Origin of the sequence: Bradyrhizobium sp. CCGB12 (assembly GCF_024199845.1) — a bacterium.
Lineage (GTDB): Bacteria > Pseudomonadota > Alphaproteobacteria > Rhizobiales > Xanthobacteraceae > Bradyrhizobium.
In genome coordinates, this window is sequence record NZ_JANADO010000001.1 from 2,839,271 (window position 1) to 2,866,104 (window position 26,834).

Here is a 26,834-nt window from a genome sequence, read left to right on the forward strand (position 1 = left end):
GATTAGCAGCAGGCATGCCGATGAACCTTCGCGCCCGGCACCGGCACAAAGACTGGAGATTGCCTCCAGTCTTTCCGGACATTGCAATGAGATTGCTTGCCTTGCTCTGCCTGCTCGCCTTGGCTGCGCCCGCATATGCGGCCACGCCCGAGCAACACTATCTCGACCTGCGCGACCGCCACATCGCAAAATTCTCGCAGGCCAAGGAGAGCGACGAAATCTACAAGCAGCACGATGCCGCTCTGAAGGAGCTGGCAGGCGTGCTGCGCGGCCTGGTAGGACCGGTCACGATGAAGGGGCTGCCGGCCGAGGGCAGGTCGAACGTCGACACGCTGTTCAAGGACGACATCGGCTTCGGCCATCTCGACGGGCTCAGCTTCGCGTCCGAAGGCGACAGGATGCAGGCCGTGGTGACGACCACGGGCTTGCTCAAGCACTGGCTGCGCGAGCACCGCGACGATGGCATGCCGCAGGAGACCGGCGCGGCATTCAAGTCAGACCGCTTCTACTATTATGCGATCCAGGACGCCGCCTTCGCCATCTATGCGGAGCTGCCGATCGCCAAGCCCGCGGGGGCAAGCGTCGCGGCGGCCGTGCTCGGCGTGCGCGGCAATGGCGGTCTGAAGGGGCTGCCGGATGAAATCGACGTCGTCGCGATCCAGGGCGACAAGGTCTATTTCCTCGCCGCAACCGAGACAGTGAAGACCGCCCCGATTCCGGCCTGCGAGAAGGTCTGGAAGCAGATGATGGCCAGGCCGGTCGACAAGAAGGACCCGCGCGGCGACATGGCCCGCGAAGACAATGCGATGACCGCCTTCACGGCCTGCTTCGCCAAGGAGGCGCCGGGCCAGAGCTGGTTCGCAGCAGTCGTGAAGAAGGCGCAGAGCCAGCTGGAGCTGCTGCCGCTGCGCTAAAGCGCGCTCCCGCCCAAATTCCACCCGCGGCCGCCTTCGCCGAAGATCTCATGTCCCGTCGCCGTCACCGCGACCGTGTCCTCGAGCTTGATGAAGCCGCGCTTCGGGTGCTTCATCGTGGTCTCGATCGACACCACCATGCCGACTTCGAGCGGCAGGCGGGCGTCGGTGTCCTCGTAGGGAACCGGACCCTTGGCGGTCAGGCGAGGGGCCTCGTGGCTGACGAGGCCCATGCCATGGGCGAGAAACTCGGTGCAGTCTCGCTGGGTGATCTGGGCGAGCTGGCGCTCGGCCGCGACGTAGATGTCGCCGCCCGGGGCGCCAGGCCGGACCGCGGCAAAGGCGGCGCGCTGGACCGCCTCGATCTCGGCCAGACAGTCCTTCAGCTCGGTGTCGGGAGCACCGAGCACGGCCATTCGCGCGAGGTCGCCGATATAGCCGTGATAGTTGCCGCCTGAGTCCAGCGACAGCACCTCACCTTGCTCCCAGCGCTGCGCCGACGGCGCCCGGTTGTGGCTGTTGCCGCAGGCAAGCAGGCAGTATTCAAAGGTCAAGCCGCGGTTGGCTTCAGCGATGCGCAAGGCATCCGACAATTGCTGCTTGTTCGTACCCGGCCCGTGCCCGGCAATCACCGCCAGCATGGACGCGATGACCAGTTCGGACGCGGTCTTGAGCTTTGCAAGCTCGTCCGCCGACTTGACGGCCCGCAGCCGCTCCAGGACCAGGAGGGCGTCCATGAGCTCGGCACCGGGCAGGGCCTCAGTGAGCGCCCGGCCGGCATCCATCGGCAAGAAAGCCATCTCGACCCCGACCCGTCTCATGGGCACGCCGGCGTCCCGAGCAAGGCTTACGGCGCGCCTGATCGCGTCGACCGAGCCGCTCGACTCGGTCCGGACCTGCGGCACCCAGGGCGGCGCGACGGTACGCTGGTGGGTCTCCAGCCGGTGACCGACATAGACCGCTTTTTCCGGCGCGCCCTTGGGATAGACCAGGACCGGCAAATAGCGGCTGACGCCGAGCGCATCCATGTAATCGAAGAAGATCGCGCGCTCGGCGCCCAGCAGATACTGCACATTGTGCTTGGAGATCGCGACCAGCACGTCGAGGCCGGCTGCCTCCATGAGACGGTCGAGCTTGGCGGCATCGAATGGAACGGCGCGCGAGTGGCCGGCGCGGGCGATGTTCTCCTGCATGACGAACCTCCCAATGTGGCGCGGCTTGGCTGCCTGCGTTCCGTTGTCTGGTCTTGCCCCAAGGTCAATTCTGGGCCGGGAGCGGGGTTCTCGGTAGCCGTGGATTTGGCCGGGCTGATCTGCACAGGCCCATATCCGTAATTCGCATAAGATATATTATGGAATATATTTATATACAATCAGATCAATCATTTAGGCTGAATTCCTGCCACCGTGTCTTCGCTTGAGCCCTGAATGCGATCTGCGCCTCGGCTACTGTGCATGGGGTTGTTTTCGCACTTTTGAATCCGGCGCATGTGGCGAAAGCCGATATTGCCGCAACGGTGTCCGGCTGCAATAAGCGAGGCCTCGCGAGATCGCAGATGACCTTCTGACCTGACGTCCGTATAGGTTTGCATCTCAGAACAACAACAAACCTTCCGAGGAAGCAGACCCATGAGCTTTTCCCGACGCACGCTTCTCAAGGCCTCCGCCGCCACCGCGGTCCTGGGCGGCCTCAGTGCGCCCCATGTGGCCCGCGCCCAGAGCGCCGAGTTCACCTACAAATACGCCAACAACCTGCCGGACACCCATCCGCTGAACGTGCGCGCCAAGGAGATGGCGGCGGCGATCAAGAGCGAGACGAACGGCAAGTTCGATCTCCAGATCTTCCCGAACAACCAGCTCGGGTCCGACACCGACATGCTGAGCCAGATCCGCTCCGGCGGCGTCGAGTTCTTCACGCTGTCGGGCCTGATCCTGTCGACCCTGGTGCCGGCCGCGTCCATCAACGGCATCGGCTTCGCGTTCCCGGACTACGACACGGTCTGGAAGGCCATGGACGGCGATCTCGGCGCCCATGTCCGCGGCGAGATCAAGAAGGCCGGGCTCGAGGTCATGGACAAGATCTGGGACAACGGCTTCCGCCAGACCACGTCGTCGACCAAGCCGATCACCGGGCCTGACGACCTCAAGGGCTTCAAGATCCGCGTGCCAGTGTCGCCGCTGTGGACCTCGATGTTCAAGGCGTTCGATGCGGCGCCCGCCTCGATCAATTTCAGTGAGGTCTATTCGGCGCTGCAGACCAAGATCGTCGAGGGCCAGGAGAACCCGCTGGCGATCATCTCGACCGCAAAGCTCTACGAGGTGCAGAAGTACTGCTCGCTGACCAACCACATGTGGGACGGCTTCTGGTTCCTGGCCAACCGCAGAGCCTGGGAAAAGCTCCCACAGGACGTGCGCACCGTCGTCGCCAAGAACATCAACGCGGCTGCGGTAAAGGAGCGCGAGGATACCGCCAAGCTCAATGCCAACCTCCAGCAGGAGCTCGCGGCTAAGGGCCTGACCTTCAACCAGCCGGCGGTGGCGCCGTTCCGCGACAAGCTGCGGTCTGCCGGTTTCTATGCCGAGTGGAAGGGCAAATATGGCGACCAGGCCTGGGATCTGCTGGAAAAAGCCGTGGGCAAGCTGTCGTAACGCGTTGGGGCCGTCATGGCTCATGCCGACGTCGAGGTGATCGAAGTGGCGGGCGAGGCGACTGATCGGTCCCCTCGCCGACCTTCGTTGCTGGCTTCGGTCGAGCGCGTGCTCGGTCTCGTCGTCGAAATCCCGGCGGCGATCCTGGTCGTCGCCGAGATCGTGATCCTGTTTGCCGGCGTGGTCGCACGCTACGGCCTGCACCGGCCGCTGATCTGGTCGGACGAGCTCGCCTCGATCCTGTTCCTGTGGCTGGCGATGCTGGGTGCTGCGGTCGCGTTCCGCCGCTCCGAGCACATGCGCATGACCGCAGTCGTCGCGAGCGCCGGGCCGGCGATGCGGGCCTATCTCGATCTGGTCGCGACCTGCGCGGCGCTGGCGTTTCTGGTTCTGATCGTCTGGCCGTCCTGCGACTATGCCTATGAGGAAAGCTACATCACCACCCCGGCGCTCCAGATCTCCAATATGTGGCGCGCTGCCGCGCTGCCGGCCGGCATCGGCCTGATGGCGGTCTTTGCCTTGCTGCGGCTGCTGCGCGCGACCGATTACCGGATGGTGGCCGCCGCGGTGCTGTCGGTTGCCGTCGTGATCGCCGCCTTCTGGCTGGCGGAGCCGTTCCTGCGGCCGCTCGGCAATCTCAACCTCGTCATCTTCTTCGTCGGCGTTGCCGGCTTCTGCGTCTTTGCCGGTGTTCCCATTGCGTTCGGCTTTGGTCTCGCCATCTTCGGCTATCTGGCGCTGACCACGCGCACGCCGGTCATGGTGCTGGTTGGGCGCATGGACGAGGGCATGAGCCATCTCATCCTGCTCTCGGTGCCGCTGTTCGTGTTCCTGGGCCTCCTGATCGAGATGACCGGCATGGCGCGGGCCATGGTGGCGTTCCTGGCGAGCCTGCTCGGCCATGTCCGCGGCGGGCTGCATTACGTCCTGGTCGGCGCCATGTACCTGGTGTCCGGCATCTCCGGTGCCAAAGCCGCCGACATGGCGGCGGTCGCGCCCGTGCTGTTTCCGGAGATGAAACAGCGCGGCGCCAAGCCCGGCGACCTCGTCGCGCTTCTCGCGGCGACCGGTGCCCAGACCGAGACCATCCCGCCGAGCCTCGTGCTGATCACGATCGGCTCGGTCACGGGCGTGTCGATCGCGGCGCTCTTCACTGGCGGCCTGCTGCCCGGCGTCGTGCTGGCGATCACGCTCTGCATGCTGGTGTGGTGGCGTTACCGCCACGAGGACATGAGCCACGTCCGCCGCGCCACGGGTAGCGAGATCGGCAAGACCTTCATCATTGCCCTGCCCGCGCTCGCACTGCCCTTCGTGATCCGCTACGCCGTGGTCGAGGGCGTCGCGACAGCGACCGAGGTCTCCACCATCGGCATCGTTTATGGCGTCCTGGTCGGCCTCCTCGTCTACCGCCGCTTCGACTGGCGGCGGCTGTTTCCGATGCTGGTCGAGACCGCGGCGCTGTCGGGTGCGATCCTGCTGATCATCGGCACCGCGACCGGCATGGCCTGGGGCCTGACGCAATCGGGCTTCTCGCGTTCCCTGGCGGCGGCCATGACGGGATTGCCCGGGGGTGCGGCGACCTTCATCGCGGTCTCGATCCTGGCCTTCACCATTCTCGGCAGCGTGCTGGAGGGCATCCCGGCGATCGTGCTGTTCGGGCCGCTGCTGTTCCCGATCGCGCGTGCCGTCGGCGTGCATGAGGTGCACTATGCGATGGTGATCATCCTCGCCATGGGTATCGGGCTATTCGCCCCGCCCTTCGGCGTCGGCTATTATGCCGCCTGCGCCATCGGACGCGTCGATCCGGCTGAAGGTATCAGGCCGATCTGGGGCTATCTGCTGGCGCTGCTGGTGGGATTGATCATCGTTGCGATCTTCCCCTGGATCTCGATCGGATTCCTTTGAGGCGTTTTCAGGAGGTGTCGATGAGTGAGCGGCAGAACCAGTACAATATCGGCCTCGACAAGACCCCTGCCAACTATGTGCCCCTGAGCCCGCTGAGCTTCCTCGCACGCAGTGCCGCCGTCTATCCCGATCACGTCAGCACCGTCTATGAGGGCCGCAGCTTCACCTGGGCGCAGACTCACGAGCGTTGCCGCCGCTTTGCCTCTTATCTGGTGGGCAAGGGCATCGGCATTGGCGACACCGTGGCGGCGATGCTGCCGAACATCCCCGCGATGAACGAGGCGCACTTCGCCGTCCCCATGACGGGTGCCGTGCTCAACGCCCTCAACATCCGCCTCGATGCGCCCTCGATCGCCTTTCAGCTCGACCATGGCGGGGCCAAGCTCATCCTGGTCGATCCGGAGTTCTCCGGCGTCATCACCGACGCGCTGGCGCAGATGAGCGGACCGAAGCCGTTCGTGATCGACGTCGACGATGCCGCCTTCAAGGGCGGCAAACGCATCGGCGAGATTGAATATGAGGCGGCGCTCGCGTTGGGAGATCCGAGCTTCACCGCGGTCCTGCCGACCGACGAGTGGGACGCGATCGCGCTGAGCTACACCTCGGGCACCACGGGAAATCCCAAGGGCGTCGTCACCCATCATCGCGGCGCCTATCTCAACGCCGTCAGCAACATTCTCGCCGGCAATCTCGGCCAGCATCCGGTCTATCTCTGGACCCTGCCGATGTTTCACTGCAACGGCTGGTGCTTCCCCTGGACCATTGCGGCGGCCGCCGGCATCAATGTCTGCCTGCGCAAGGTCGAGCCGAGCAGGATCTTCGAGCTGATCAGCCAGCACGGCGTCACCCACATGTGCGGCGCGCCGATCGTCTACAACACGCTGATCAACGCGCCCGATGCGCCCAAAGGCAACGCCGCCCGCCGCGTCGTCGGCCTGATCGCAGGCGCCGCGCCGCCGGTTGCGGTGCTCGAAGGCGCCGAAAACATCGGCATCAAGCTGACGCACGTCTACGGGCTGACCGAGGTCTACGGCCCCGCTTCCGTCTGCGCCGAGCAGCCTGGCTGGGATGACCTGCCCGCCGCTGAACGCGCGCGCATGAAGCGCCGGCAGGGCGTACCCTACCCGCTCGAGGAAGGCGTCACCGTCATCAATCCGCAGACCATGCAGGAGGTGCCGCGCGACGGCGAGACCATCGGCGAGGTCATGTTCCGCGGCAACATCGTGATGAAGGGCTATCTCAAGAACGAGAAAGCGACCACGGAAGCCTTCGAGGGCGGCTGGTTTCACACCGGCGACCTCGGCGTGCTCGACGAGCACGGCTACGTCATCATCAAGGACCGCTCCAAGGACATCATCATCTCCGGCGGCGAGAACATCTCCTCCGTCGAGGTCGAGGACATTCTCTACAAGCACCCGGCCGTGCTGTTCGCCGCCGTCGTTGCAAAACCCGATCCGAAATGGGGCGAGGTGCCCTGCGCCTTCGTCGAACTGAAGGATGGCGCCAGCGCAAGCGAAGCCGAGATCATCGCGTTCTGCCGCTCGCAGATGAGCGGCTTTAAGACACCGAAGGCGATCGTGTTCGGGCCGATCCCGAAAACCTCGACCGGCAAGATCCAGAAATTCCTGCTGCGCAACGAGGTGGGCTCGGTGAAGGCGATCTCGGCGTAGATTAGCCGCTCAGCCGCTTCTTCGTTCGTAGACAGCCGGCGCTGCTTCGCGAGACGACGGTCGCAGCTTCAGCATGATCCAACCTGCCAGTTTCTTGTGCTTGGCCTCGGTGGCTTGGATTGACGCTGTGTCCGCAGAGCAACCGTGATTCGTCCGGAAACCGATCGCGCGGCTTCGACGATATCGAGACACGACAGGAAAAGATTGGAAAACGTTAGAGACGCATTTACGATTCCACCTCGTCGGATTCGTCGCTTCCAGATGATTCGCCGTGCGGGCTGCGCGGCCGGCGACCGGTGCGGTTGGGGCGCTTCATGCGGTTGGTGTCGTGAGTGCGGACGCGCGTGCGCGTCTGGCGCTGCTGCTATTGACGGCTGGACTGCTGCTGCCCAACGCGGCCGCTGCGCAGGCCATGCGCGAGTTCGGCGCATTCGCGGGCGCGCAGGGATTTGGGCCTGCCGGGCCGAATGCTCCAGGCGGATTCAATAATCTCGCAGGTGTTGCCTTTGGCGGCTCGCCGCCGCCCGGTTTCCCGGGGGCCGGATTCGGCGATGGCGGCGGCATGCCGCCGGCCTACGGCTGGAACGCCGAACCACCGGGCCTGGCCGATCCGGCACGGTTCGGCATGCGGGGCGGCGGCGATCGCGCCGCGCAGCCCGAGACGGCACAGGCCACGTTCCTTGCGATGACACAGTTCACGCAGACCCTGCTCGACCCGGCCATCGAAGGCCGAGGTATCGGCCCGGCAGAGTTCAATGCAGAGCTTGCGGCCTACGCCGACATCGGCAACGACCTGACGCATGGCGGCATCGGACGCGAGGCCTATGGGGCGATCTACGGCAGGCCCTCGCTCGCAGCCCCGCGCTGGAGCGTCTGGGCTGCCGGCTTCGGCGGCTCCCAGGTATCGACCGGCGGCAGCGGCTCGGCCAGCCGCAGTTTCGGTACCGTGGCCGGCGCCGACTACTCTTTCTCGCCGCAGACGCGGATGGGCTTTGCGCTCGCCGGCGGCGGCACCGGCTTTGCCAACAATTTTTCCAGCGGGCGCTCCGATCTGTTCCAGGCCGGCGCCTTCATCAGGCACACGACCGGATCGGCCTATGTCGCGACCGCCCTCGCCTATGGCTGGCAGGCCATCACCGGCGACTATCAGGTAACGCCGGCCGGCACGGGGCAGCTCAATGCCGCGATCAACGCCAACGCCTATTCCGGCCGCCTCGAAGGCGGCAATCGGTTTGCCCTGCCCTGGCTCGGCATCACGCCCTATGCGGCGGCGCAAATCACCACGTTCCGTCTCCCGTCCAATACGGCGCAGCCGCCCTACGCGGCCAATGCGTTTCCGATTGCGTCGGGCGGCGACGGCTTCACGAACAGCCGCACCGAGCTCGGCCTGCGCACGAGCACGTCCTTTGCCTTGTCGGGAAGCGTAATGAATCTGCGCGGTCGGCTCGCCTGGGCGCGTGATTTCAGCGCGGGACAATCGATCCCGGCAGCGTTCCAGTCCCTGCCCGGCCAGGGCTTCATCGCCGGTGGTACGGCGTTGGCGCCGAACGCAGCGCTCACCGGCGTTGCACTCGAGCTGCGCGACCTCAGCGGCTGGTCCGCCACGGCGAACCTCGACAGCGAAGTGTCGAGCCTCGTGCGGTCCTATACCGGCAAGGCCATGCTGCGGTACGCGTGGTGAGGCTGCCTCAGGATCGAGGAAGAGACTTCCGCTCACGCGCCCGAAAGCGGTGAGCGAAGGCCCTCGCCGGTCTCACATCTTCTTGTAGGCGTCGACCAGCGCCTGGCCGTCGGGCCCTGCCTTCTTGAGCCAGTCGGCAGTGAGCTGCTCGCCGATCTTCTGGAAGCCGGCCTTGAGCGCGGCGCTCGGCGGCTCCACCGTCATGCCTTTGGCCTTGAGCTGCTCGATGTACCAAGTGCTCTTGTCTTGCCAGGCCTTCCAGCCGCGGGTTTCCGCGATCGCGGCCGCTTTGAGGATGGCCTCCTGGGTCGGCTTGTCGAGTGCGTCGAACGCGGCCTTGTTGACGAAGGTGTAGTCCTTCGGAATCCAAGCCTGCACGTCATAGAAGTATTTGAGCGATTCCCACGCCTTCGAGTCATAGCCCGTGCCGCCCGACGACATGAAGGAGTTCACAACGCCGGTCGCAAGCGCCTGCGGTAGCTCGGCAGCCTGGATCGTGACCGATTGCGCGCCGACCAGCTCGCCGATTCGCGCGGTCCCGACATTGTAGGCGCGCCACTTCAAGCCCTTCATGTCTTCGATCGTCGCGAGCGGCTTGTTGACGTAGACCCCCTGCGGCGCCCACGGCACGACGAATAGCAGCTTGAGGCCCTGCGCATCGAGCTTCTTGGTGATCGCAGGCTTGGAGGCCTGGTACAGCTTCATCGCGTCCGGAAAGCTGGTGGCGAGGAACGGCACCACATCGACGCCGAAGAGCGGGTCTTCGTTCTCGTGGATCGACAACAGCACCTCGCCCATCTGCGCCTGCCCGGTCACCACCGCGCGCTTGATGTCGGGCGCCTTGAACAGCGAGGCACCCGGATGAACCGTGATCTGGAGCTTGCCGGACGTCGCAGCTTCGACATCCTTGGCGAAGGCGACCAGATTTTCGGAGTGCGGATTGTCGGCGGGATATGCTGCCGGCAAATTCCATTTGGTCTGGGCCAAAGCGGGTGTCGCGGCCAACGCGAGGCCTACGATCAAGGATGCGCGGACTAAACGAGACATCATCGGACTTCTCCTCACAGTCAATCTGAAAAACGGGTACGCTCAATCTGGGAAAGCAAGCTTCGGCAAGAACATCACGATCTGCGGATACTCCGTGATGATGAAGACAGCAGCCAGCAGCAGGACGAAGAACGGAAATGCCGCCCGCGCGACAGTGAATGTATCGCGGCCGCTCATGTTCTGGAGCACGAACAAATTGAAGCCGACCGGCGGCGTGATCTGCGCCATCTCGACATGGATGATGAGGTAGACGCCGAACCAGACCAGATCGAGGCCGGCTTGTTTGACCATCGGCAGCACGATGACCGCGGTCAACACGATCATCGAGATGCCATCGATCAGGCAGCCGAGGATGATGTACATGATGCTCAGATACAGCGCGAGCATGCCGGGCGTGAGCTGTTGTCCCTGGACCCAGGTGGCGAGCGCGGCCGGAATGCCGGTATAGGCCATCGCAGCCGTGGTGTAGGCCGCGCCTGCAAGGATCAGCATGATCATGCAGGTCAGACGCGTCGCACTCATGATGCTTTCGAGGAAGTTCTTGCGCGTGAGCGTGCCGCTCCACCACGCCAGCAGCAGCGCGCCCGACACGCCCCACGCGGCGCATTCCGTCGCCGTCGCAAAGCCGAGAACGAGCGAAAGGAAGACTGCAAGGATCAGCAGCAAACACGGCGCCAGCTTGGCCGACTCGCGCAGCTTCTGCCGGAACGGCATGGGCGGATCGCGCGGCGGAATCTTCTTCGGATTGAGCAGCGACCAGATGATGATGTAGCCGGAATAGAGCACAATCACGAGTACTCCCGGCAGGAAGCCGCCGAGAAACACCTGAAGCACGGAGACGTTCGCCGTGACCGCATAGACCACCATCGGGATCGAGGGCGGAATCAAGAGGCCGAGCGTGCCGGAGCCCGCGAGCGATCCGAGGCTCAGGTTCTTGTCGTAGCCTCGCTTGTCCAGTTCCGGCAGCGCGATCTTGCCGATGGTCGCGCAGGTCGCGGCGGACGAGCCGGACACCGCCGCAAAGATGCCGCAGCCGATCACGTTCACATGCGTCAGCCGGCCGGGCAACCACTGAACCCAGGGCGACAGGCCGCGGAACATTTCCTCCGACAATTTGGTGCGGAACAGGATCTCTCCCATCCAGATGAACAACGGCAGTGCGGCCAGCGTCCAGGACGCGCTCGCGCTCCACGTCGTGGTCGCAAGCACCGAGCCGAGCGGCAGGCTCGTGGTCAGTGCCATCGCCACGAAGCCGACCAGCCCGAGCGAGACCGCAATCCAGATGCCACTTCCGAGCAGCAGGATCATGACGCCGAGCAGGATGAACGACAGCTCGATCATGCCGAGATTGGCCATGGTCAACCTCCGCCGCCCTGCGAGATGCGCTCGACGAACTCTTCCGGAGTTTCGTCCGGCGCCCCCTTCTCGTAGCTCGGACGATTGCCGCCGATGACATTGACCATTTCATCGATCAACGCGATCGACAGGATCGCGAGGCCGCCGGCAAAACCAAGCTGCGGAATCCAGAGCGGAAGCGCGACGACGCCCTGTGCCACGTCGTTGAAGCGCCAGGAGTCGTAGGTCATCAGCACCGCATGACGGGTGAAATAGAGGATGAAGGCGGTAGCAACGGCGAGCGCGACGATCTCCGCGACCTGCTTGGTCCGCCCGCGCAGACGCTCCAGCAGCAGGCCGACGCGGATCATCTCTCCGCGCTTGAAGGTGTGAGCGAGACCGAGGAAGGCCATCGCGGCCATGCACCAGGACGCAAAATCATCGCCCGCGGGAATGTTGATCGCGAACTGACGCCCGACCGACATGACCATCATGATTGCGAAGATCGCAAACAGGAAGACGCCCGCGGCATAGCCCGCACCGAGATAAAGGAGGTCCAGAGCGCGTCGCACCAGTCCCCGAGCCGTTATATCGTCCCCTGCCAATGTGATCCCCATGTTCACACGAGGCGATTCAATCGACCCCGGCGATTGCGCATCAGATGCCGGGCCTGCTTGAATATCGCCCCGCCCAGCGTCTGTCTTTCAGACGTTAGATCAACATGGTAGGGCCGGCGCAGGCAAGGAGTATGCCGGCCGGCAGGCAAATTTCCACCGCGGGTTTAGTGCGTCTCCAGCCGCAGCCCGTCATAGGCCGGCACCACGCCCGCGGGCAGCGATTGTCTGAGCACCTCGTAATCGACGTCGGCGGTCATATTGGTGATGACCGCGCGCTTCGGCTTGAAGCGCTCGATCCACGACAGCGCGTCGTTGATGCTGAGATGGCTGGTATGGGTGGTGTAGCGCAGGCCGTCGATGATCCAGAGGTCCAGATTTTCCAGTGCGCCCCAGCTCTCGCGCGGGATGTCGTTGAGATCAGGCGTGTAGGCGGCATCCCCGATCCGGTAACCGAGCGCGGGAATGGCGCCGTGCTGCACCAGGAAGGCCGTCATCGTCACCGCACCGCCCTTCCCCACGATCGTCTGGCTTTCGCCCGCCTCGATCGAATGCCGCGTCAGGATCGGCGGATAATCGCTGCCCTCCGGCGAGATGAAGCAATAGGAGAACCGCGCCATGATGTCCTTGGCGGTCGACAGATTGAGGTAGGTCGGGATGCGCCGGCGCATCTTCATGACGACCGAGCGCAGATCGTCCATGCCGTGGGTCTGGTCGGCGTGCTCGTGGGTCAGGAACACGGCGTCGATGTGGTCGACATTGGTCGAAAGCAATTGCTCGCGCAGGTCCGGCGAGGTGTCGATCACGATGCGCGTGGTGCCGTGCTCGGACGTCCGTTCGACCAGCAGTGAACAGCGACGACGGCGGTTCTTGGGATTGTTGGGATCGCAAGCGCCCCAACCGAGCGCCGGGCGCGGCACGCCGGCGGAGGAGCCGCATCCCAGGATCGTCAGCGTCAGCGTCATGCGTCGTTCAAAGCTTTCACCTTGGAGAACAGACGGAAGAAGTTCTCAGTGGTCTGGCGCGAGATCTCCTCGAGCGACACGCCGCGCGTTTCGGCGAGCACTTTTGCGACCTCGACCACATAAGCCGGCTCGTTGCGTTTGCCCCGGAACTTCCCGGGCGCAAGATAGGGCGCGTCTGTTTCAACCAGAATACGGTCCGATGGCAGCTCGGCCGCGAGCGCGCGCAGGGCATCCGACTTCTTGAAAGTCAGAATACCCGTGAAGCCGATATAGAGCCCCAGCGACACCGCTTTCAGCGCAAGCTCACGCCCGCCTGTGTAACAATGCAGCACGGCGCGAAACGATCCGCGCCCAGCCTCCTCTTCGAGGATGCGCGCGCAATCCTCGTCCGCCTCGCGGGTGTGGATCACGAGCGGCAGGCCGGTGGCGCGGGCGGCGGCAATGTGGGCGCGAAAGCCCCTCGTCTGCGCCTCCGGTGAGCCGTTGTCGTAGAAATAGTCGAGCCCGGCTTCGCCGAGCGCGACGACCTTGGGATGCTGCGTGAGCGCGATCAGCTCGTCCGGCGCGATGCCGTCCTCCTCATCCGCGTTATGAGGATGGGTGCCGACCGAGCAATAGACGTCATCGTAGCGGGCGGCAATAGCCAGAAGCTGGTTCAGCTTTCTCACCCGCGTCGAGATCGTGACCATGCGCGCGATGCCGGCTGCACGCGCGCGCGACACGATCCCGTCGAGATCTTCCGCAAAGTCGGGAAAATCCAGATGACAATGGCTGTCGACCAGCATCACGCGAACGCCTTCAGGCCGCCGGCTCGATGTAGCGCGGGAACGCCGGTGTCGGTGCCGGCAAAGTCGAGCCGGGCGCGATCCGAGTGGCGCCGCCGAGCGTTGCAAAATTGCGTGCGTCCGCGGGGATGCCGAGGCTGTCGAGCAGCAATCCCGAGGCCGTCGGCATCGCAGGCTGAGCCAGGATCGCAATCTGGCGCACGACCTCGGCGGTGACATAGAGCACCGTCTTCTGCCTGACCGGATCGGTCTTGGCGAGCGCCCACGGCGCCTCACCCGCGAAATAGCGGTTGGCCTCCGCGACCACGGCCCACACGGCGTTGAGCCAATGATGGATCTGCTGGGTCGCCATGGCTTCGCGCGAGGCGGCGACCATGCCGTCGGCCATCGCCAGGATCGCCTTGTCATTGTCGCTGAATTCACCGGGCTCCGGCAGCAGGCCGCCGAGTTGCTTGGCGATCATCGACAACGAGCGTTGCGCGAGGTTGCCGAGATCGTTGGCGAGATCGGCATTGATGCGCGCGACGATAGCCTCGTGGTTGTAGTTGCCGTCCTGGCCGAACGGCACTTCGCGCAGGAAGAAATAGCGCATCTGGTCGACGCCATACTGGTCCGCGAGGTTGAAGGGATCGACGACGTTGCCGACCGACTTCGACATCTTCTCGCCCCTGTTGAACAGGAAGCCATGGGCGTAGACCCGCTTTGGCAGCGGAATTCCGGCCGACATCAGGAACGCCGGCCAGTACACGGCATGGAAACGGATGATGTCCTTGCCGATGATGTGCACGTCGGCCGGCCAATAGCGCCAGTTTCCGTCGTTTTCATCGGGAAAGCCGACGCCGGTGATGTAGTTGGTCAGCGCATCGACCCAGACATACATCACGTGCTCTTCGTCGCCGGGCACCTTCACGCCCCAATCAAAAGTCGTGCGCGAGATCGAGAGATCGCGCAGCCCCCCTTTGACGAAGCTCACCACCTCGTTCTTGCGGGAGTCCGGCCCGATGAAATCGGGATGATCCGCGTAGAGCTTCAGCAGCTTGTCCTCGTAGGCCGACAGGCGAAAGAAATAGCTCTTCTCCTCGACCCATTCGACCGGCGTGCCCTGTGGTCCGAGCCGGACGCCGTCATCGTTCAAGCGCGTCTCATCCTCGGCGTAATACGCCTCGTCGCGCACGGAATACCAGCCGGCATAGGTGTCGGCATAGATGTCGCCGCTCGCCTCCATGCGCCGCCAGATCTCCTGGCTGGAGCGATGATGCTGCTCCTCGGTGGTGCGGATGAAGCGATCGAACGACACGTTCAGACGCTCGTCCATCTCCTTGAAGCGGCCGGCATTGCGGGCCGCGAGCGCGGAGACGGACATGTTCTCGCCGGCCGCAGTCTGAACCATTTTCTGACCGTGCTCGTCGGTGCCGGTCAGGAAGAACACGTCCTTGCCGTCGAGCCGCGCAAAGCGCGCCAGCACGTCGGTCGAGATCGCCTCATAGGCATGACCGATATGCGGGCTGCCGTTGGGATAGGCGATCGCGGTCGTGATGTAGAAGACGTTGTCGCGCGCGGGGCCCGCAACGGGCGCGACGGCTTGCGGAGCTACGACCGGCTTTGGCGCGCGCGTCGCCTTGGGTTTCGAGACTTTGGCCGTCACGGCCTTCGGCGGCGTGGCGACAGGAACCGATGCCACGGCAGGCGCAGTCACCCCTGCCTTCTTGGCCACCTTCTTCGCCGGAGCCTTGGCCGGTTTTGTCGCGGCCTTGCTAGCCGCCTTCTTGGCGACGGGCTGCTTCTTCGCAGCCGTTCTGCCGGCCTTCTTGGAGGTCTTCGCAGCGCGTTTCTTCACGGTCTTCTTGGCGACCACCTTCTTGGTCTTCTTGGTTTTCTTGGCCGCTTTGGACGCGCGCGCCTTCACGGCCTTTTTGGTGGCCTTCTTCGCAGCCTTCTTGCCGCTCTTGCCTTTGACAGTTTTCTTAGCTCGCGTTGCCACGACGAATTCCTTTACCGGCTTTTCCGAAATTTGGAAACGAACCTGCGCCTAGCGCGTTGCGTCCGCCAGCCAGCCGAACACCGAGAAAACCAAGGGCTTGCGCTCCAGATTGTAGGTTTCGGTGTCGCGCGCGGCGCGGACGATCTTTTCCCATACCTCAGCTAGCCGCGCAAGGCGCGGCAGGTTCTGGTTGGCATTGGCTTCGTCCGCATGCAGGCGCTCCGCGATCCAGCGGTCGATGCCGTCGATGAAGGCGGCAAGCGCGACGCGGTCGCTGATGGGAAGCGAATCGCCGAGCGTGTGCAATTCGCGCGGATCGACCTGCGGCAGACGCGCGAGCATTGCCGCTGTGCGCTGCTGGAGCTTGAGCGCATCGCCGCCGAGCAGCGTCAGCGCCCGCGCAACACTGCCCTCCGCGGCGTCCGCCGCCTCGCGCAGCGCCGGATCGTTCGGATCGAGGTCGGCCGCCGAGGCCGCAGCAGCGATCACGTCGTCCGTGACGAGCGGACGCAGGCGCAGCTTGCGGCAGCGTGACTGGATCGTGGCGAGCACGCGTGCGGGCGCGTGGCTCACCAGCAGGAACAGCGATTGCTGCGGCGGCTCTTCGAGAATTTTCAATAGCGCGTTGGCCGCGTTTGGATTGAGCTCGTCGACGGTGTCGACAATGCAGACACGCCAGCCTTCGGCGGCGGCCGTCGAGCCGAAGAAGCCGATCGTCTCGCGCGTCTCGTCGACGGTGATCACCGTGCGCATCACGCCACGGTCGTTGGCGGTACGCTCCAGCGTCAACAGGCCGCCATGCGAGCTCGCCGCAACCTGCCGCGCCACCGCGTCATCGGGATCGATCGCAAGGTCTTCGGCGCGCTGCATGGGCGGCGCCAACGGCTGGCCACGGGCGAGCACGAAGCGCGCCATGCGGTAGGCCAGCGTCGCCTTGCCGATCCCTTGCGGTCCGCCAATCAGCCAGGCATGCGGGATGCGCCCGCTGCGATAGGCCGCGAGCAGCGCCGTCTCGGCCTCGCGGTGGCCGAACAGCCTCGATGTCCCGCGCGGATGCGGAATGGCAGTTTCGCGCTCGGTCTGACGCGGGCTCATGCGGAGACCACTGATGTCGGCGTGGAAAGGAGACGTTCGCGCAACGCCGTCCAGATGCGCCCGGCAACCGTATCGGGATCGGAATTGGCGTCGATCAGCACGCAACGCGAGGGATCTTCCGCGGCTATCTTGCGATAGGCCTCACGCAGGCCCTGGTGGAACTTGAGGTTCTCGCCTTCGAACCGGTCGGGTGTGGCGCTGCCGCGGCGCGCGGCGGCGCGCTGCAAGCCGATCTCGACCGGCAGGTCGAGGATAATGGTGAGGTCCGGCTTGAGATCGCCGATTGTGACCCGCTGCATCGCGTTGATCAGGCCGTCGGGCACGCGGCCGAGGCTGCCCTGATAGGCCCGCGTCGAGTCGGCGAAACGGTCGCACAGCACCCAGGCGCCCTGGTTGAGCGCGGGCTGGATCACGGTGCGGACGTGGTCATCGCGGGCAGCGGCGAACAGCAGCGTCTCGGCTTCGGGGCCGAGCAGCTTGCCCATGCCTGACAGCACCAGATGACGCATGATCTCGGCGCCCGGCGAACCGCCGGGTTCGCGCGTGACGAGGACGCGCATCCTCGCCGCCTTGAGGCGGTCGGCGAGCTTCTTGATCTGGGTCGACTTGCCCGTCCCTTCGCCACCTTCAAAGGTGACGAAGCGTCCGCGTCCAGACGGCCACCTTACTGCGCTTTCACTCATGGTCAGAGCTTCTCGGCGCCTGCGCGGAACATGCCGATCACGAGCTCGCTGGCGCCGTCGATCGCGCGGCGCATGGTCGAGCCGGTGCCAACAGCCTCGGCGGCATAGACCGGCGTCTCCACCGCGATGTTTCCGCTGCGCCAGACCTTGACCACGCCGACCCGCTGGCCGGCCTCGACCGGCGCCCGCACCGGGCCGCTATAGACGATGCGCGCGATCAGCTTGTCGCTGCCGTTCTTGTGCACCATCACCTTCACGGGCGTCTTGGCGACGAGCTTCACCGAACGGCTCTCGCCGCCGAACACCTTGGCGTAGCCGACAGGCTGCTCGGCCGCGATCAGCGTGCGGGTCTCGAAATTGCGAAAGCCCCATTCCAACATCTTCTTGGCTTCCGTGGCACGGTCTTCAGGATCGTCGAGCCCGTTGACGACGACGATCAGCCGCGTGCCGTTCTGCACGGCCGAGCCGACCATGCCGTAGCCACCTTCCTTGGTGTAGCCGGTCTTGAGACCGTCGGCGCCTTCCATCGAATTGAGCAGCGGATTGCGGTTAGGCTGGCGAATCTTGTTCCAGGTGTACTCCTTCTCGCCGAACAGTTTGTAGAATTCGGGGAAGTCCAAGATGATGTGGCGCGCGAGGATGCCAAGCTCGCGCACCGTCATCTTGTTGCCGGGATCGGGCAAGCCGTTGGAATTGGCGAAGGTCGACCTGGTGAGACCGAGCTCGCGGGCGCGCTTGGTCATGAAGTCGGCGGCGAAAATCCGCTCGTTCCCCGCCATGGCTTCGGCGAGCGCGATGCAGGCGTCGTTGCCGCTCTGGATGATCGCCCCGTGCAGGAGGTCGTCGACCGAGACCTTGCTGTTGATGGCGGCGAACATGGTCGAGCCGCCCGAGGGCGCGCCGCCCCTGCGCCAGGCATTCTCGCTGATCCGGTACTCGTCGGTCAGCTTGATGTCGCCCTTCTTGATGGCGTTGAAGACGACCTCCGCGGTCATCAGCTTCATCATGCTGGAGGGGGCGCGCAGCTCGTCGGCGTTCTTCTCGAACAGCACGCTGCCTGAGGAGGCCTCGATCAGGATTGCGGTCGGGGCATCGCCGTCGAAGCCGGAGTCTTCCGCTTTCTTGGCGCCCTGGACGCTCTGGTTGGCGGCGTAGAGCGCCCCGCCCCAGCCGATGCCCAAAACCAGGACCATGACCAGAACCGTCGCGATCAGCCGGCGCGCCAGCGCACCGGCGGTGAGCCGGGGGCGACGGAGCAAAGAAGGATGAAATGCCATGGCCAAGCCCTGAGAGCGGCGTTCTAACAGCTGGAACAGGTGCGAACAACATGAGGTTGGACGCGCGTTCCTGAGATTGCACGATTCTCGTCGCGCCCCTATCGTGGCACCTCACATTTCCCGACCAAACCCCTGAAACAAGGCGGAAAAGCGAATGTCCTCCACCCGAACGATCAAGGCCAACGGGGTCGAGCTCTTCATTCGCGAACAGGGCCAGGGACCGCTGGTGGTGCTATGCCATGGCTGGCCGGAACTGTCCTATTCCTGGCGCCACCAGATCCCGGCCCTGGCAGAGGCCGGCTTTCACGTCGTCGCCCCCGACATGCGCGGCTACGGCCAGAGCGCAGCGCCGCCCGAGGTTGCCGCCTACTCCATCTTCGACACAGTCGGCGATGTTGTTGGCCTGGTGCAGGCGCTCGGCGAGACCAAGGCGATGGTGGTCGGCCACGACTGGGGCGCACCGGTGGCCTGGCATGCGGCGCTGTTCCGCCCCGACATCTTCACGGCGGTCGCAGGCCTGAGCGTGCCGCCGCCGTTCCGCGGCCGCGGCAAGCCGCTCGACCTGTTGCGCCAGGGCGGCATCACCAATTTCTACTGGCAATATTTCCAGACACCCGGCATCGCCGAAGCCGAGCTCGAGCGCGACGTCGCCCGCACCATGCGCATCGTGCTCGGCGGGCGCGGGCTGGCAGATCCGTCCGCGGCGATGTTCGTGCAAGAAGGCAAGGGCTTCCTCGGCCATGCGACCTCAGAAGAACCACTGCCCGGCTGGCTGAGCGAGGCTGACCTCGCCTATTTCACCAAGAGCTTCGGCAAGTCCGGCTTCCGCGGCGGGCTGAACTGGTACCGCAATATCGACCGCAATTGGGAGCTGACGGCGCCCTGGCAGGACGCGCAGATCCATCAGCCGTCGCTGTTCATCGCCGGCTCGAAGGACGCTGTCATCACCGGTCTGATCGGGGCAAAGCGCGTCAACGAGCTCGAGCGCGTGCTGCCCAACCTCACGCGCAAGCTGATCCTCGATGGCGCCGGCCATTGGGTGCAGCAGGAGCGGCCCGAGCAGGTGAACGCGGCGCTGGTGACGTTCTTGCAGGAGAGCTTGAAGGAAAGCGTGGCTCAGTAGAGCCCGCGACCGCTCAGGATGCTGCGGGCCTCGGCGGCGCCGTCCGAGGCGTAGCCGGCAGACGGAGCGCTCTCGTTCGCATAGCGGCCGTCCTCGTCATAGGACACCGCGCGCGCGTTCTGGAGCGCCCGCCCTCGGCTGCGGCTCGAGGCCGACATTTCCGAGGTCGCATTCAGCGACGCCATGTCGGCCGAGCTGTTGCCGAGATTGTAGGGCCGCCCTTCCGGCATCGGAACCTCGCCCCGAATGGTCCCGCGGTTCGACGAGGACAATTCCGGCACGAAGGGCTTGGCCGAAGCGACCCGGACCATCGAGGGCGTCGGCGCCGGAATGCCGGTGCGCAAGGTGGCCATCAGCTGGCGGTCGTCGGAGCCTTCAAGCGGCGCCCGGCCGACATATTCGACCCGGACCTTGGCGACACCATTACCTTTGAATTCAAGGAGTTCGGCGGCCTTATTCGAGACGTCGATGAGCCGGTTGCCGTGATAGGGCCCACGATCATTGACGCGGACGATCAGCGACTTGCCGTTCGAGAGATTGGTCACCCGCGCATAGGACGGCATCGGTAGGGTCGGATGCGCCGCCGTCAGCGAGGTCATGTCGAACACCTCGCCATTGGCGGTCAGGCGGCCATGGAAATCATCGCCATACCAGGACGCCATGCCCTCGGCGCGGTAATTGGCATCCTCCTCGGGCACGTAGGTCTTGCCCGCCACGACATAGGGCTTGCCGACGCGATAAGTGCCGCCGCCCTTCGGGACCGGATCGCCAAAAGCCACCACCCGGGGGCTCGAGGACACGCCGTATTTCGGATCGACCCGGCTGGCGAACTTGTTCGAGGAGGCGCAATTGGCGAGCGCAAGGCAGGTAGCGACCGCCGCAACACCACGCGCGGCCCGCAAAACCGAATCTGACCGTCGGATCCCCATTCGCCCCAAATACCATTACGCCGGCGGCATGCCCAACCCGCGTTGGCTACGGGCGCGCCGTCCGATCCTCTAATCCGAGGCGGCCCACCACCGCATCGGAAGCGGTAAGGATAACGCAACCGGAACACGGCGGAAATGGGGAGCCCGCAGCGATCACGCCGGGATGGTAAACGGGACGTTCGCGCCTCCCCGTTGATCTACGGAGCGTGGGCACCCTGCTCTGTGCCAAGGCTGGACATTCTGTTGCGCCAAATCCTCACTCCACCCCCATTGTCGCGCCGCTCACCGAAATTCTTTTGACTGTGCAAGGCCGCACGCGTTTTCTCGGACGCAAGGGCGGGATTTGGAATTTAACGATGATCGAGACGGTTTCGGCACTGATGGGTCTGGTAAGCGCTGGCATCTTCCTGGCCCATGCGTTTGAAGGTTACCGCACGAGGGCCTGAAGGCACTCGCGCGGGGCAGCAAGCATCACCTCTTTCAAGACGGCACGTTCGGACAATTTTAATCGATCCGATTGAGCATCGAAAAGGAGAGCGGCAGGTGTCCCATGCGTAACCATGACCTCGTATCCGATGGCTTCCTGGTATTGACCGCAGGCGGCTTTGTTCTGTTGTGCTCGAGTCTCGTGGCACTGGCCTTCGGCTAACCTCGAACGAGATTTTCGAACGAGATTTTCTCGCTTTCCCGACGACGACTATGTTGCGCCGCAAGCAGGTGTTTGCCCGGGATTGTCCTGCTCCCGTTTAGTTGATTGAATTTCCGCGTTCGGCGCCTCGACTTACATTTCAAGAGGCCATCACCAACGAAGGTGACTCACATGCTTGCCGAGAAATTTTTCCTGGTTCTTGAATCCCTGATCCGCGGCGATCGCACCTATCCGGACGGAAGTCCCCGGGCCATCAGCACCTCCCCGCACGTGCCGGTGAAGCTGCCGAGCCGAAAATAGCCGGCTCCGCTTTCGAGCCCGGTCACGCGCCGCTCAGCGCAGACCCAACAGCGAGCGGCGATAGCGGCCGTCGCGGGCCTCGCTCAGACAGACGAAGCTGCCGTCAAAGCCCTGTCGATATCGCTTCTGGCCCCTGGTGTAGTAGACGCCCTTCCTGAAATCGAGCCAGACCACCCGATCGTGCGGACAATGACGCTGCGCCTGCGCCTCGTAGCGAAACGGCGTCAGCGGCGTTGCCGATACCTCCCCGCCGCCGGCGCCGGCCATGATCGCGGCCGCGAGCGCGATCCCGCCAAACCCTCTGCCGAAGCCGGTCCAAGGCACTCCCCAAGACACTCCCGAAGACACTGCCCAAGGCACTCACCACCTCCCGCTTCCCGCCGCCGCGCGACGGCCGATCGGACGGTAGCACGAAACAACACCATCCCCGGAAGGCGACACGCGCGCCGCCGCGTCTTCCGCCGGCCATCTTATCCGGCTACATGACGGCGAGATCATCTCGATGCGAGGATGCAGCCTGAATGTCGGTTGAGCCTGGACCCAGCACCGAACCCCGCCTGCTCGCGCCGCGCCTGGGCCTGCTGCCGATGATCATCTTCGGCTCGCGCTGGCTGCAGCTGCCGCTCTATCTCGGGCTGATCGTGGCGCAGTGCGTCTACATCGCGCTGTTCCTCAAGGAGCTCTGGCATCTGTCCTGGCACGCGCTCGACCTCACCGAGCAGCAGATCATGATGAGCGTGCTGGCGCTGATCGACGTCGTGATGATCTCCAATCTGCTGGTGATGGTGATCGTCGGCGGCTACGAGACGTTCGTATCGCGGCTCGAGCTCCAGGGTCACCCCGACGAGCCGGAATGGCTCGGCCACGTCAATGCGAGCGTGCTGAAGATCAAGCTCGCCATGGCCATCATCGGCATTTCCTCGATCGCGCTGCTGCGCACCTTCATCGAGGCCGGCAATCTCGGCTCGAACCGCGCCGGCTTCACCGAGAGCGGCGTGATGTGGCAGGTCCTGATCCACCTTACCTTCGTCGTCTCGGCGATCGGCATCGCCTATGTCGACAAGCTCAGCGATTCCGGGATGCGCAGGCACGCCGAGTGAAGCACGACGATCGGCCTTGCTATTTGTCGGCTTCGAGCTGATGCATGGCCTGGCGCAGGCACTCCAGAAGCTTCTGGGCGACCTGCTCGCGCGCCACGCCCTTGGCGGCGAGATCGTCCGACACCCTGTTCACGACGTCGTCGATCGTCTGCCTCTCCAGATTGTCCGTGACCAACGCCGTCGCGTAGCTCGCGGCAGCATCGCCGCTGAGACCGAGCTGGCTTGCGGCCCAGAGTCCGAGCAGCTTGTTCGACCGGGCCGTGGCCTTGAACATCAGCTCCTCGTCGTGGGCGAATTTGGCCTCGAAGCCCTGCTCGCGCTTGTCGAACGTGGTCATGGTCAGCTCCGTTATCGTTTTCGCTGATGGGACATCGGACTGGCTGGGAGCAAACGTCTCCGTCATTCGTCAGTTGATGATCGTTTTAAGCTTCCTCCCGGAAGGCAAACGCCGTCAAGGCCGCCGGCACGGCCCATGGCATAGAACGACACCCACCGGTACGAGAGCCGATGGGCGTCGGAAAGATCGCGTCAAGAGATTTGGGGTAGGTGCTCGGTCAGCCCTTCGCCGCGGCCGCTTCACGCGCGAGGCGTTCGGCTTTCAGCCGCTCCTTGTTGGCGTAAAACGCCTTCTGCGCCTCTTCATGATCGCGCATGGCCTTTTCGGCCTCGATCCGGCGTGAGGCATCGCGCGCCTGGCGCTGCTCGGGGGTCAGGGGTTTGCGTCGGAAGGAAAGGTCTTCAGTCATGGCGAAACAACGTGGCGGTGAGGAAAAAGTTCCGCACGGGCCAATTAAAGGGCATAGACGCTGACATAATATTCGCGAAAACAACCCCATGCACAGTAGCTAAGTCCTGCTGTCACAACGGCTTTTGCATCCGCGCAAAACCGTTTTGACCCGTCGGGCAAAACAATAGCCTTCTCTGTCATCTTCGGAAAATCGCTAGGAGCGCTGATGAGCCTCGACGAGGATCGTCTCCCGTCGGCAGAAAATTTTAGATTTCGATATCTGCAATGACGGGCAGGTGATCTGAATAGGCTCTTGCTTCCGCGTCGGTCCAAATGCTCCCGAACCGGCTGTCGGGCGTTGCATAGATCCGATCAAGTCGGAGCATGGGTAAACGCGCTGGGAAAGTCCGCAGCCGCGTACGGTTGGGGCAGGCCTGCGCGAGCACGCGCCGCACCGATTTCACCCAAAACCAGTCATTGAAATCGCCGAGGACGACGGTCCTTTCTGGCTTCACCAGGCTTACCAGGGCTCGAGCCTGCGCATAGCGCTCGTGGATACTTAGGCCGAGGTGCGTAGCGACCACGCGCACATCGCCGACCGGCGTCAGCAGTTCTACGGCAATCGCTCTGCGTGGCTCGCGCTCTCGATACGACACATCGACGATCTCGGGCACATCGGAGAATGGAAAACGGCTCAGGAGCATCTGACCGTAGTCGCCATCCTCAGTGACAATCGACTTGGCGTGAACGCGGTGGTCGCCGACCACGCTTGCCAACTTCCCGAAGGGATCGTCTGACCGCGATCGGGAATCGACCTCCTGAAGTGCGACAACATCAGGGGCCCATTTGCGAACGATGGAGCAAACACCCTCCAGATCGAACTTCGGATTGAGATTGAACGTGCCGTGCACATTCCACGTCATGAAGCGCATCGGCGCCATCAGCGCCTCCCGGCGAGCCACGTCGCAACGAATTGTGCGCCCGCGCAGATCCCAAGCCAGCCCGCAAACGCCAGCGCCAATAGCAGGCCGCTGCTCCAGGACGCGTTCCTCGCCAAATCTGCGATCTGAGCCCCAAGAACTGCCATGGCGAGAATACCGGGCATCATGCCCAGCAGCGTCCCGACCAGAAAGTCACGAAGAGGAAGTGTGCTCGCACCCGCCACGACATTCACCACCGAGAAGGGTGCTATGGGAATCATCCGGATGACCACGACGGCCAGAACACCCTTGCCGACAACCCGTTCCTGGATGCGCCCGGCACGTCGTCCGAGCAAATTCTGGAGGCGCTGTCGACCGAGTGCCCGTCCGATCGCAAAAAGGACGAAAGCGCTGAGCAAGACCCCGGCCATTGCGGTGATGAACCCCAGCCACGGCCCGAGTGCAGCAGCCGTTGCTGCAATGAGCACGAGAACCGGAAACACGATCAGCCCGCCCACGACAAACGCTGCGATCGCAAACAGCGGACCCCACAGGGAATGCGAATAGGCGGACAGTAGCGTCGAAATACGACCTGCGTCGGCGATACCGCTCAGGGACGTGTACGACCAGGCGATCGCCAATCCAAAAAGCGCAACGGTAATCGACACGATCCCGATTAGCGTCTTCGTGCTCCACATGCGAGATGCCGCCCGCTCCAGATGAAGCGGTCGCTCAGGATCAGCCACCGGCTGAACCATCGTGGCCAGTGCGCTGATCAGAATCGAGGATTCCACGTCCCGCAGCATCTTCGCCCCACCCGATCCCGACACGTCGTCCAGGAGCGCGAAAAGGCGATCCTCGTTTTGCGCCACGGTCTGTTCGTCGAGATCGCAAAAATGAGCGATCAGGCGACGGCGAACCGAAGCGATGAAATCCCGATGTTCGTCGGATGCTGCTTCAAGAATCAGGTCACATTCGCTGTCAGCGCCCATCGACCGGTTGTTCAGGTTCGCCGAGCCGATTCTCAAGATCCGGTCATCGACGATCATGAGCTTGCTGTGCACCATCACCGCAGCGTCCATGTCCCCGCTGCGTGAGACCGGGTAGACGAAGCGGATGCGATCTGCGACGCCCGCTTCACCGAAGCACGCGAAGAAGGCACCACGGCCGTTCTGCATGGCTTGGGATTCCAGCCACGAGGAATGCAGTCTGGGAGTGACAACGAGAACCCGAAGCGAAGGTACGCGACGCATCTGCTCCGCCAAGTCACGCGCAATCTTGATGGCGCTGGTAAACTGGTTTTCGATATAAACGAATCTCGTCGCTGAGCGGATCGCCGCAGTCAATGAGCGCTCGACCTCCTTGATACTTGAACCTGCAGGACAGACGATCTCAGTCCTCGCGATACCCGCCGGCAAGTGCTCGGCCTCCACCGGCACATTGGGCGGCCACGGAATGCTCTTCAGCGGGCGCCGATCGTCGCTCTGTTGACCTGCAGCACGCCAGCGGTCCTTTGCGATGTCGAACAGCCACGCCGCAGCCTCCCCGTCGACCATGCATTGAACATCGTGAAAGGGTGGATATGGCCTACCCTCAGGGTCGCGGCGCAATACGGACTCAGCGCAGTGGTCGCTCGTGTCCCAGCGCCTTATCGTCAGATCGAGCCCACCAACGAATGCCAGCGAACCGTCGATACAGACGATCTTCTGGTGTTGAGCCGAACCGAACGGAAGCGTGGAATCGAGATGAAATCGGACGCGGCCACATGCTTGCGCGGTAAATTTTCCAGCCGAATTCCACTCCCTTTCGGACGCGTAGAAGGAGACGAAGTCCCAGACGAGAATGTTGACCCGCAAGGAGGGACGGCGTTCAACGAGCGCGCGCAGGAATGGACCAAGCTGGTCCGGCAAGCCGTCTTCCGCGCGTCCGGAAGCTCCGACCAGCCTGGTCTCACTATGGATGTCCCATCCGACGATATAGACTTGTTCTTGCGCCTCGAGCAGCGCTTCGCGCAGGGCCGCGAAGTAGTTGGCAGCATCGTTCAGAACCGTCACGCGCCGCGCTTCGCACTGCCGCCAGACAGTCTCGCCGGGGATCAGGGTCGATGAACTCTGAAGCAGGTGGACCTCGCAAGTCGCATTCGCGGCTCAACGTCCTGAACGCTCTGGAGGTTCCAAATAGCCTGCCCTTCACGCTGCTGGGCCGAGCACTCCCGGCGCTCTGATCCGCAATTGGATCGGCTGCCGGGAGCAGTAGGGGCTGGAGTGCGAGCCGTGCCATGTTCGCACCCGACTGACAATGGGTCGAACGTCGAAAAGCGGTAGTTCTACGGAATCCTTTTTCGGAACGGGGTGTTCTACTATGAGAACACCGGCGAGATTTGAGAACCGATTTCTATTTTATCCGGGATGGCCGCAGTGGGGGCTGGAACCACGCTGCGGCTTTTCCTGTTTTAGCGCGCCGGCAAAGAGGCGGTCCCGGCTTTG

At 63.9% G+C, this 26,834-nt stretch carries 25 protein-coding genes; 9 read left to right on the top strand and 16 right to left on the bottom strand.

Features of this window, described 5'->3' with window-relative positions; all coding sequences use genetic code 11:
* The first annotated feature begins 86 nt into the window (after nucleotides 1-86).
* A complete protein-coding gene (locus NLM27_RS13615) occupies nucleotides 87-914 on the top strand; it encodes a hypothetical protein (protein WP_254143780.1) in 828 nt (275 codons plus the stop codon).
* Here the strand turns inward: NLM27_RS13615 and NLM27_RS13620 are convergent.
* Entirely contained in the window at nucleotides 911-2,107 is a 1,197-nt protein-coding gene (locus tag NLM27_RS13620; protein ID WP_254143781.1) for a Xaa-Pro peptidase family protein, read from the bottom strand. The two genes, NLM27_RS13615 and NLM27_RS13620, sit on opposite strands and share 4 nt — an antisense overlap.
* Before the next feature lie 435 nt (nucleotides 2,108-2,542).
* On the opposite strand from NLM27_RS13620, the gene NLM27_RS13625 reads away from it, so the two are divergent.
* From NLM27_RS13625 to NLM27_RS13640, 4 genes are all read left to right on the top strand, one after another.
* Nucleotides 2,543-3,562: a TRAP transporter substrate-binding protein gene (locus NLM27_RS13625; RefSeq protein ID WP_254143782.1), complete on the top strand. Its 1,020-nt coding sequence runs from the start codon at nucleotides 2,543-2,545 to the stop codon at nucleotides 3,560-3,562.
* A gap of 15 nt (nucleotides 3,563-3,577) precedes the next feature.
* Entirely contained in the window at nucleotides 3,578-5,467 is a 1,890-nt protein-coding gene (locus NLM27_RS13630; RefSeq protein WP_254143783.1) for a TRAP transporter large permease subunit, read from the top strand.
* Between the two features lie 20 nt (nucleotides 5,468-5,487).
* Nucleotides 5,488-7,137, top strand: a complete 1,650-nt coding sequence (locus NLM27_RS13635) for an acyl-CoA synthetase (protein WP_254143784.1) — start codon at nucleotides 5,488-5,490, stop codon at nucleotides 7,135-7,137.
* Nucleotides 7,138-7,465: 328 nt separating this feature from the next.
* Nucleotides 7,466-8,818, top strand: coding sequence for an autotransporter outer membrane beta-barrel domain-containing protein (locus NLM27_RS13640; RefSeq protein ID WP_254143785.1), 1,353 nt, complete (start codon nucleotides 7,466-7,468; stop codon nucleotides 8,816-8,818).
* Nucleotides 8,819-8,890: 72 nt separating this feature from the next.
* On the opposite strand, the gene NLM27_RS13645 is transcribed toward NLM27_RS13640, so the two are convergent.
* The 9 genes from NLM27_RS13645 to NLM27_RS13685 all read right to left on the bottom strand — a co-directional run bounded on the left by NLM27_RS13645 (nucleotide 8,891) and on the right by NLM27_RS13685 (nucleotide 18,600).
* Entirely contained in the window at nucleotides 8,891-9,868 is a 978-nt protein-coding gene (locus tag NLM27_RS13645) for a TRAP transporter substrate-binding protein (RefSeq protein WP_254143786.1), read from the bottom strand.
* 39 nt (nucleotides 9,869-9,907) lie between these two features.
* Nucleotides 9,908-11,221, bottom strand: coding sequence for a TRAP transporter large permease (locus NLM27_RS13650; RefSeq protein WP_254143787.1), 1,314 nt, complete (start codon nucleotides 11,219-11,221; stop codon nucleotides 9,908-9,910).
* Nucleotides 11,222-11,223: 2 nt separating this feature from the next.
* Nucleotides 11,224-11,817, bottom strand: coding sequence for a TRAP transporter small permease (locus tag NLM27_RS13655; protein WP_254143788.1), 594 nt, complete (start codon nucleotides 11,815-11,817; stop codon nucleotides 11,224-11,226).
* Nucleotides 11,818-11,981: 164 nt separating this feature from the next.
* Nucleotides 11,982-12,779: an MBL fold metallo-hydrolase gene (locus NLM27_RS13660; protein WP_254143789.1), complete on the bottom strand. Its 798-nt coding sequence runs from the start codon at nucleotides 12,777-12,779 to the stop codon at nucleotides 11,982-11,984.
* A complete protein-coding gene (locus NLM27_RS13665) occupies nucleotides 12,776-13,564 on the bottom strand; it encodes a TatD family hydrolase (protein WP_254148821.1) in 789 nt (262 codons plus the stop codon). Before NLM27_RS13665 ends, NLM27_RS13660 begins: the two co-directional genes overlap by 4 nt.
* Before the next feature lie 13 nt (nucleotides 13,565-13,577).
* Entirely contained in the window at nucleotides 13,578-15,545 is a 1,968-nt protein-coding gene (gene metG, locus NLM27_RS13670) for a methionine--tRNA ligase (RefSeq protein ID WP_254143790.1), read from the bottom strand.
* 48 nt (nucleotides 15,546-15,593) lie between these two features.
* Nucleotides 15,594-16,640, bottom strand: a complete 1,047-nt coding sequence (locus tag NLM27_RS13675; RefSeq protein ID WP_254143791.1) for a DNA polymerase III subunit delta' — start codon at nucleotides 16,638-16,640, stop codon at nucleotides 15,594-15,596.
* Nucleotides 16,637-17,323, bottom strand: coding sequence for a dTMP kinase (gene tmk, locus NLM27_RS13680; protein WP_254143792.1), 687 nt, complete (start codon nucleotides 17,321-17,323; stop codon nucleotides 16,637-16,639). Before tmk ends, NLM27_RS13675 begins: the two co-directional genes overlap by 4 nt.
* A 2-nt stretch (nucleotides 17,324-17,325) precedes the next feature.
* Complete coding sequence (locus NLM27_RS13685) at nucleotides 17,326-18,600, bottom strand: D-alanyl-D-alanine carboxypeptidase family protein (RefSeq protein ID WP_254143793.1); 1,275 nt, start codon at nucleotides 18,598-18,600, stop codon at nucleotides 17,326-17,328.
* 154 nt (nucleotides 18,601-18,754) lie between these two features.
* On the opposite strand from NLM27_RS13685, the gene NLM27_RS13690 reads away from it, so the two are divergent.
* A complete protein-coding gene (locus NLM27_RS13690; protein WP_254143794.1) occupies nucleotides 18,755-19,723 on the top strand; it encodes an alpha/beta fold hydrolase in 969 nt (322 codons plus the stop codon).
* Here NLM27_RS13690 and NLM27_RS13695 read toward each other — a convergent pair.
* A complete protein-coding gene (locus NLM27_RS13695; protein WP_254143795.1) occupies nucleotides 19,717-20,652 on the bottom strand; it encodes a septal ring lytic transglycosylase RlpA family protein in 936 nt (311 codons plus the stop codon). The two genes, NLM27_RS13690 and NLM27_RS13695, sit on opposite strands and share 7 nt — an antisense overlap.
* Nucleotides 20,653-20,858: 206 nt before the next feature.
* Here NLM27_RS13695 and NLM27_RS13700 point away from each other — a divergent pair, with 206 nt between their 5' ends.
* Nucleotides 20,859-21,098: a hypothetical protein gene (locus tag NLM27_RS13700; RefSeq protein WP_254143796.1), complete on the top strand. Its 240-nt coding sequence runs from the start codon at nucleotides 20,859-20,861 to the stop codon at nucleotides 21,096-21,098.
* Between the two features lie 374 nt (nucleotides 21,099-21,472).
* Nucleotides 21,473-21,601, top strand: a complete 129-nt coding sequence (locus NLM27_RS43570) for a hypothetical protein (protein WP_256569966.1) — start codon at nucleotides 21,473-21,475, stop codon at nucleotides 21,599-21,601.
* A 33-nt stretch (nucleotides 21,602-21,634) separates the two neighbouring features.
* On the opposite strand, the gene NLM27_RS13705 is transcribed toward NLM27_RS43570, so the two are convergent.
* Complete coding sequence (locus tag NLM27_RS13705; RefSeq protein WP_254143797.1) at nucleotides 21,635-21,925, bottom strand: hypothetical protein; 291 nt, start codon at nucleotides 21,923-21,925, stop codon at nucleotides 21,635-21,637.
* 197 nt (nucleotides 21,926-22,122) lie between these two features.
* Between NLM27_RS13705 and NLM27_RS13710 the strand changes: the two genes are divergently transcribed.
* Nucleotides 22,123-22,701 (top strand): TIGR00645 family protein, encoded by a 579-nt coding sequence (locus tag NLM27_RS13710; protein WP_254143798.1) that lies wholly within the window; start codon nucleotides 22,123-22,125, stop codon nucleotides 22,699-22,701.
* 19 nt (nucleotides 22,702-22,720) lie between these two features.
* On the opposite strand, the gene NLM27_RS13715 is transcribed toward NLM27_RS13710, so the two are convergent.
* From NLM27_RS13715 to NLM27_RS13730, 4 genes are all read right to left on the bottom strand, one after another.
* The gene (locus tag NLM27_RS13715; protein ID WP_254143799.1) at nucleotides 22,721-23,038 is read right to left on the bottom strand and encodes a DUF1476 domain-containing protein; all 318 of its coding nucleotides are present in this window, start codon (nucleotides 23,036-23,038) and stop codon (nucleotides 22,721-22,723) included.
* A 217-nt stretch (nucleotides 23,039-23,255) separates the two neighbouring features.
* Nucleotides 23,256-23,447: a hypothetical protein gene (locus tag NLM27_RS13720; protein ID WP_254143800.1), complete on the bottom strand. Its 192-nt coding sequence runs from the start codon at nucleotides 23,445-23,447 to the stop codon at nucleotides 23,256-23,258.
* 247 nt (nucleotides 23,448-23,694) lie between these two features.
* Nucleotides 23,695-24,369 carry an endonuclease/exonuclease/phosphatase family protein gene (locus NLM27_RS13725; protein ID WP_254143801.1) on the bottom strand — a complete coding sequence of 225 codons (675 nt, stop codon included), beginning with the start codon at nucleotides 24,367-24,369 and terminating at the stop codon, nucleotides 23,695-23,697.
* Nucleotides 24,369-26,402, bottom strand: a complete 2,034-nt coding sequence (locus NLM27_RS13730) for a VTT domain-containing protein (RefSeq protein ID WP_254143802.1) — start codon at nucleotides 26,400-26,402, stop codon at nucleotides 24,369-24,371. The genes NLM27_RS13725 and NLM27_RS13730 overlap by 1 nt, the downstream gene beginning before the upstream one ends.
* Nucleotides 26,403-26,834 lie beyond the last annotated feature (432 nt).

Bases quoted from the DNA above. Each gene is read 5' to 3' on its own strand.
- NLM27_RS13615 (WP_254143780.1), top strand. From the start codon at position 87: ATGAGATTGCTTGCCTTGCTCTGCCTGCTCGCCTTGGCTGCGCCCGCA.
- NLM27_RS13620 (WP_254143781.1), bottom strand. From the start codon at position 2,107: ATGCAGGAGAACATCGCCCGCGCCGGCCACTCGCGCGCCGTTCCATTC.
- NLM27_RS13625 (WP_254143782.1), top strand. From the start codon at position 2,543: ATGAGCTTTTCCCGACGCACGCTTCTCAAGGCCTCCGCCGCCACCGCG.
- NLM27_RS13630 (WP_254143783.1), top strand. From the start codon at position 3,578: ATGGCTCATGCCGACGTCGAGGTGATCGAAGTGGCGGGCGAGGCGACT.
- NLM27_RS13635 (WP_254143784.1), top strand. From the start codon at position 5,488: ATGAGTGAGCGGCAGAACCAGTACAATATCGGCCTCGACAAGACCCCT.
- NLM27_RS13645 (WP_254143786.1), bottom strand. From the start codon at position 9,868: ATGATGTCTCGTTTAGTCCGCGCATCCTTGATCGTAGGCCTCGCGTTG.
- NLM27_RS13650 (WP_254143787.1), bottom strand. From the start codon at position 11,221: ATGGCCAATCTCGGCATGATCGAGCTGTCGTTCATCCTGCTCGGCGTC.
- NLM27_RS13655 (WP_254143788.1), bottom strand. From the start codon at position 11,817: ATGGGGATCACATTGGCAGGGGACGATATAACGGCTCGGGGACTGGTG.
- NLM27_RS13660 (WP_254143789.1), bottom strand. From the start codon at position 12,779: ATGACGCTGACGCTGACGATCCTGGGATGCGGCTCCTCCGCCGGCGTG.
- NLM27_RS13665 (WP_254148821.1), bottom strand. From the start codon at position 13,564: ATGCTGGTCGACAGCCATTGTCATCTGGATTTTCCCGACTTTGCGGAA.
- NLM27_RS13675 (WP_254143791.1), bottom strand. From the start codon at position 16,640: ATGAGCCCGCGTCAGACCGAGCGCGAAACTGCCATTCCGCATCCGCGC.
- tmk (WP_254143792.1), bottom strand. From the start codon at position 17,323: ATGAGTGAAAGCGCAGTAAGGTGGCCGTCTGGACGCGGACGCTTCGTC.
- NLM27_RS13685 (WP_254143793.1), bottom strand. From the start codon at position 18,600: ATGGCATTTCATCCTTCTTTGCTCCGTCGCCCCCGGCTCACCGCCGGT.
- NLM27_RS13690 (WP_254143794.1), top strand. From the start codon at position 18,755: ATGTCCTCCACCCGAACGATCAAGGCCAACGGGGTCGAGCTCTTCATT.
- NLM27_RS13695 (WP_254143795.1), bottom strand. From the start codon at position 20,652: ATGGGGATCCGACGGTCAGATTCGGTTTTGCGGGCCGCGCGTGGTGTT.
- NLM27_RS43570 (WP_256569966.1), top strand. From the start codon at position 21,473: ATGCTTGCCGAGAAATTTTTCCTGGTTCTTGAATCCCTGATCCGCGGC.
- NLM27_RS13710 (WP_254143798.1), top strand. From the start codon at position 22,123: ATGTCGGTTGAGCCTGGACCCAGCACCGAACCCCGCCTGCTCGCGCCG.
- NLM27_RS13715 (WP_254143799.1), bottom strand. From the start codon at position 23,038: ATGACCACGTTCGACAAGCGCGAGCAGGGCTTCGAGGCCAAATTCGCC.
- NLM27_RS13720 (WP_254143800.1), bottom strand. From the start codon at position 23,447: ATGACTGAAGACCTTTCCTTCCGACGCAAACCCCTGACCCCCGAGCAG.
- NLM27_RS13725 (WP_254143801.1), bottom strand. From the start codon at position 24,369: ATGGCGCCGATGCGCTTCATGACGTGGAATGTGCACGGCACGTTCAAT.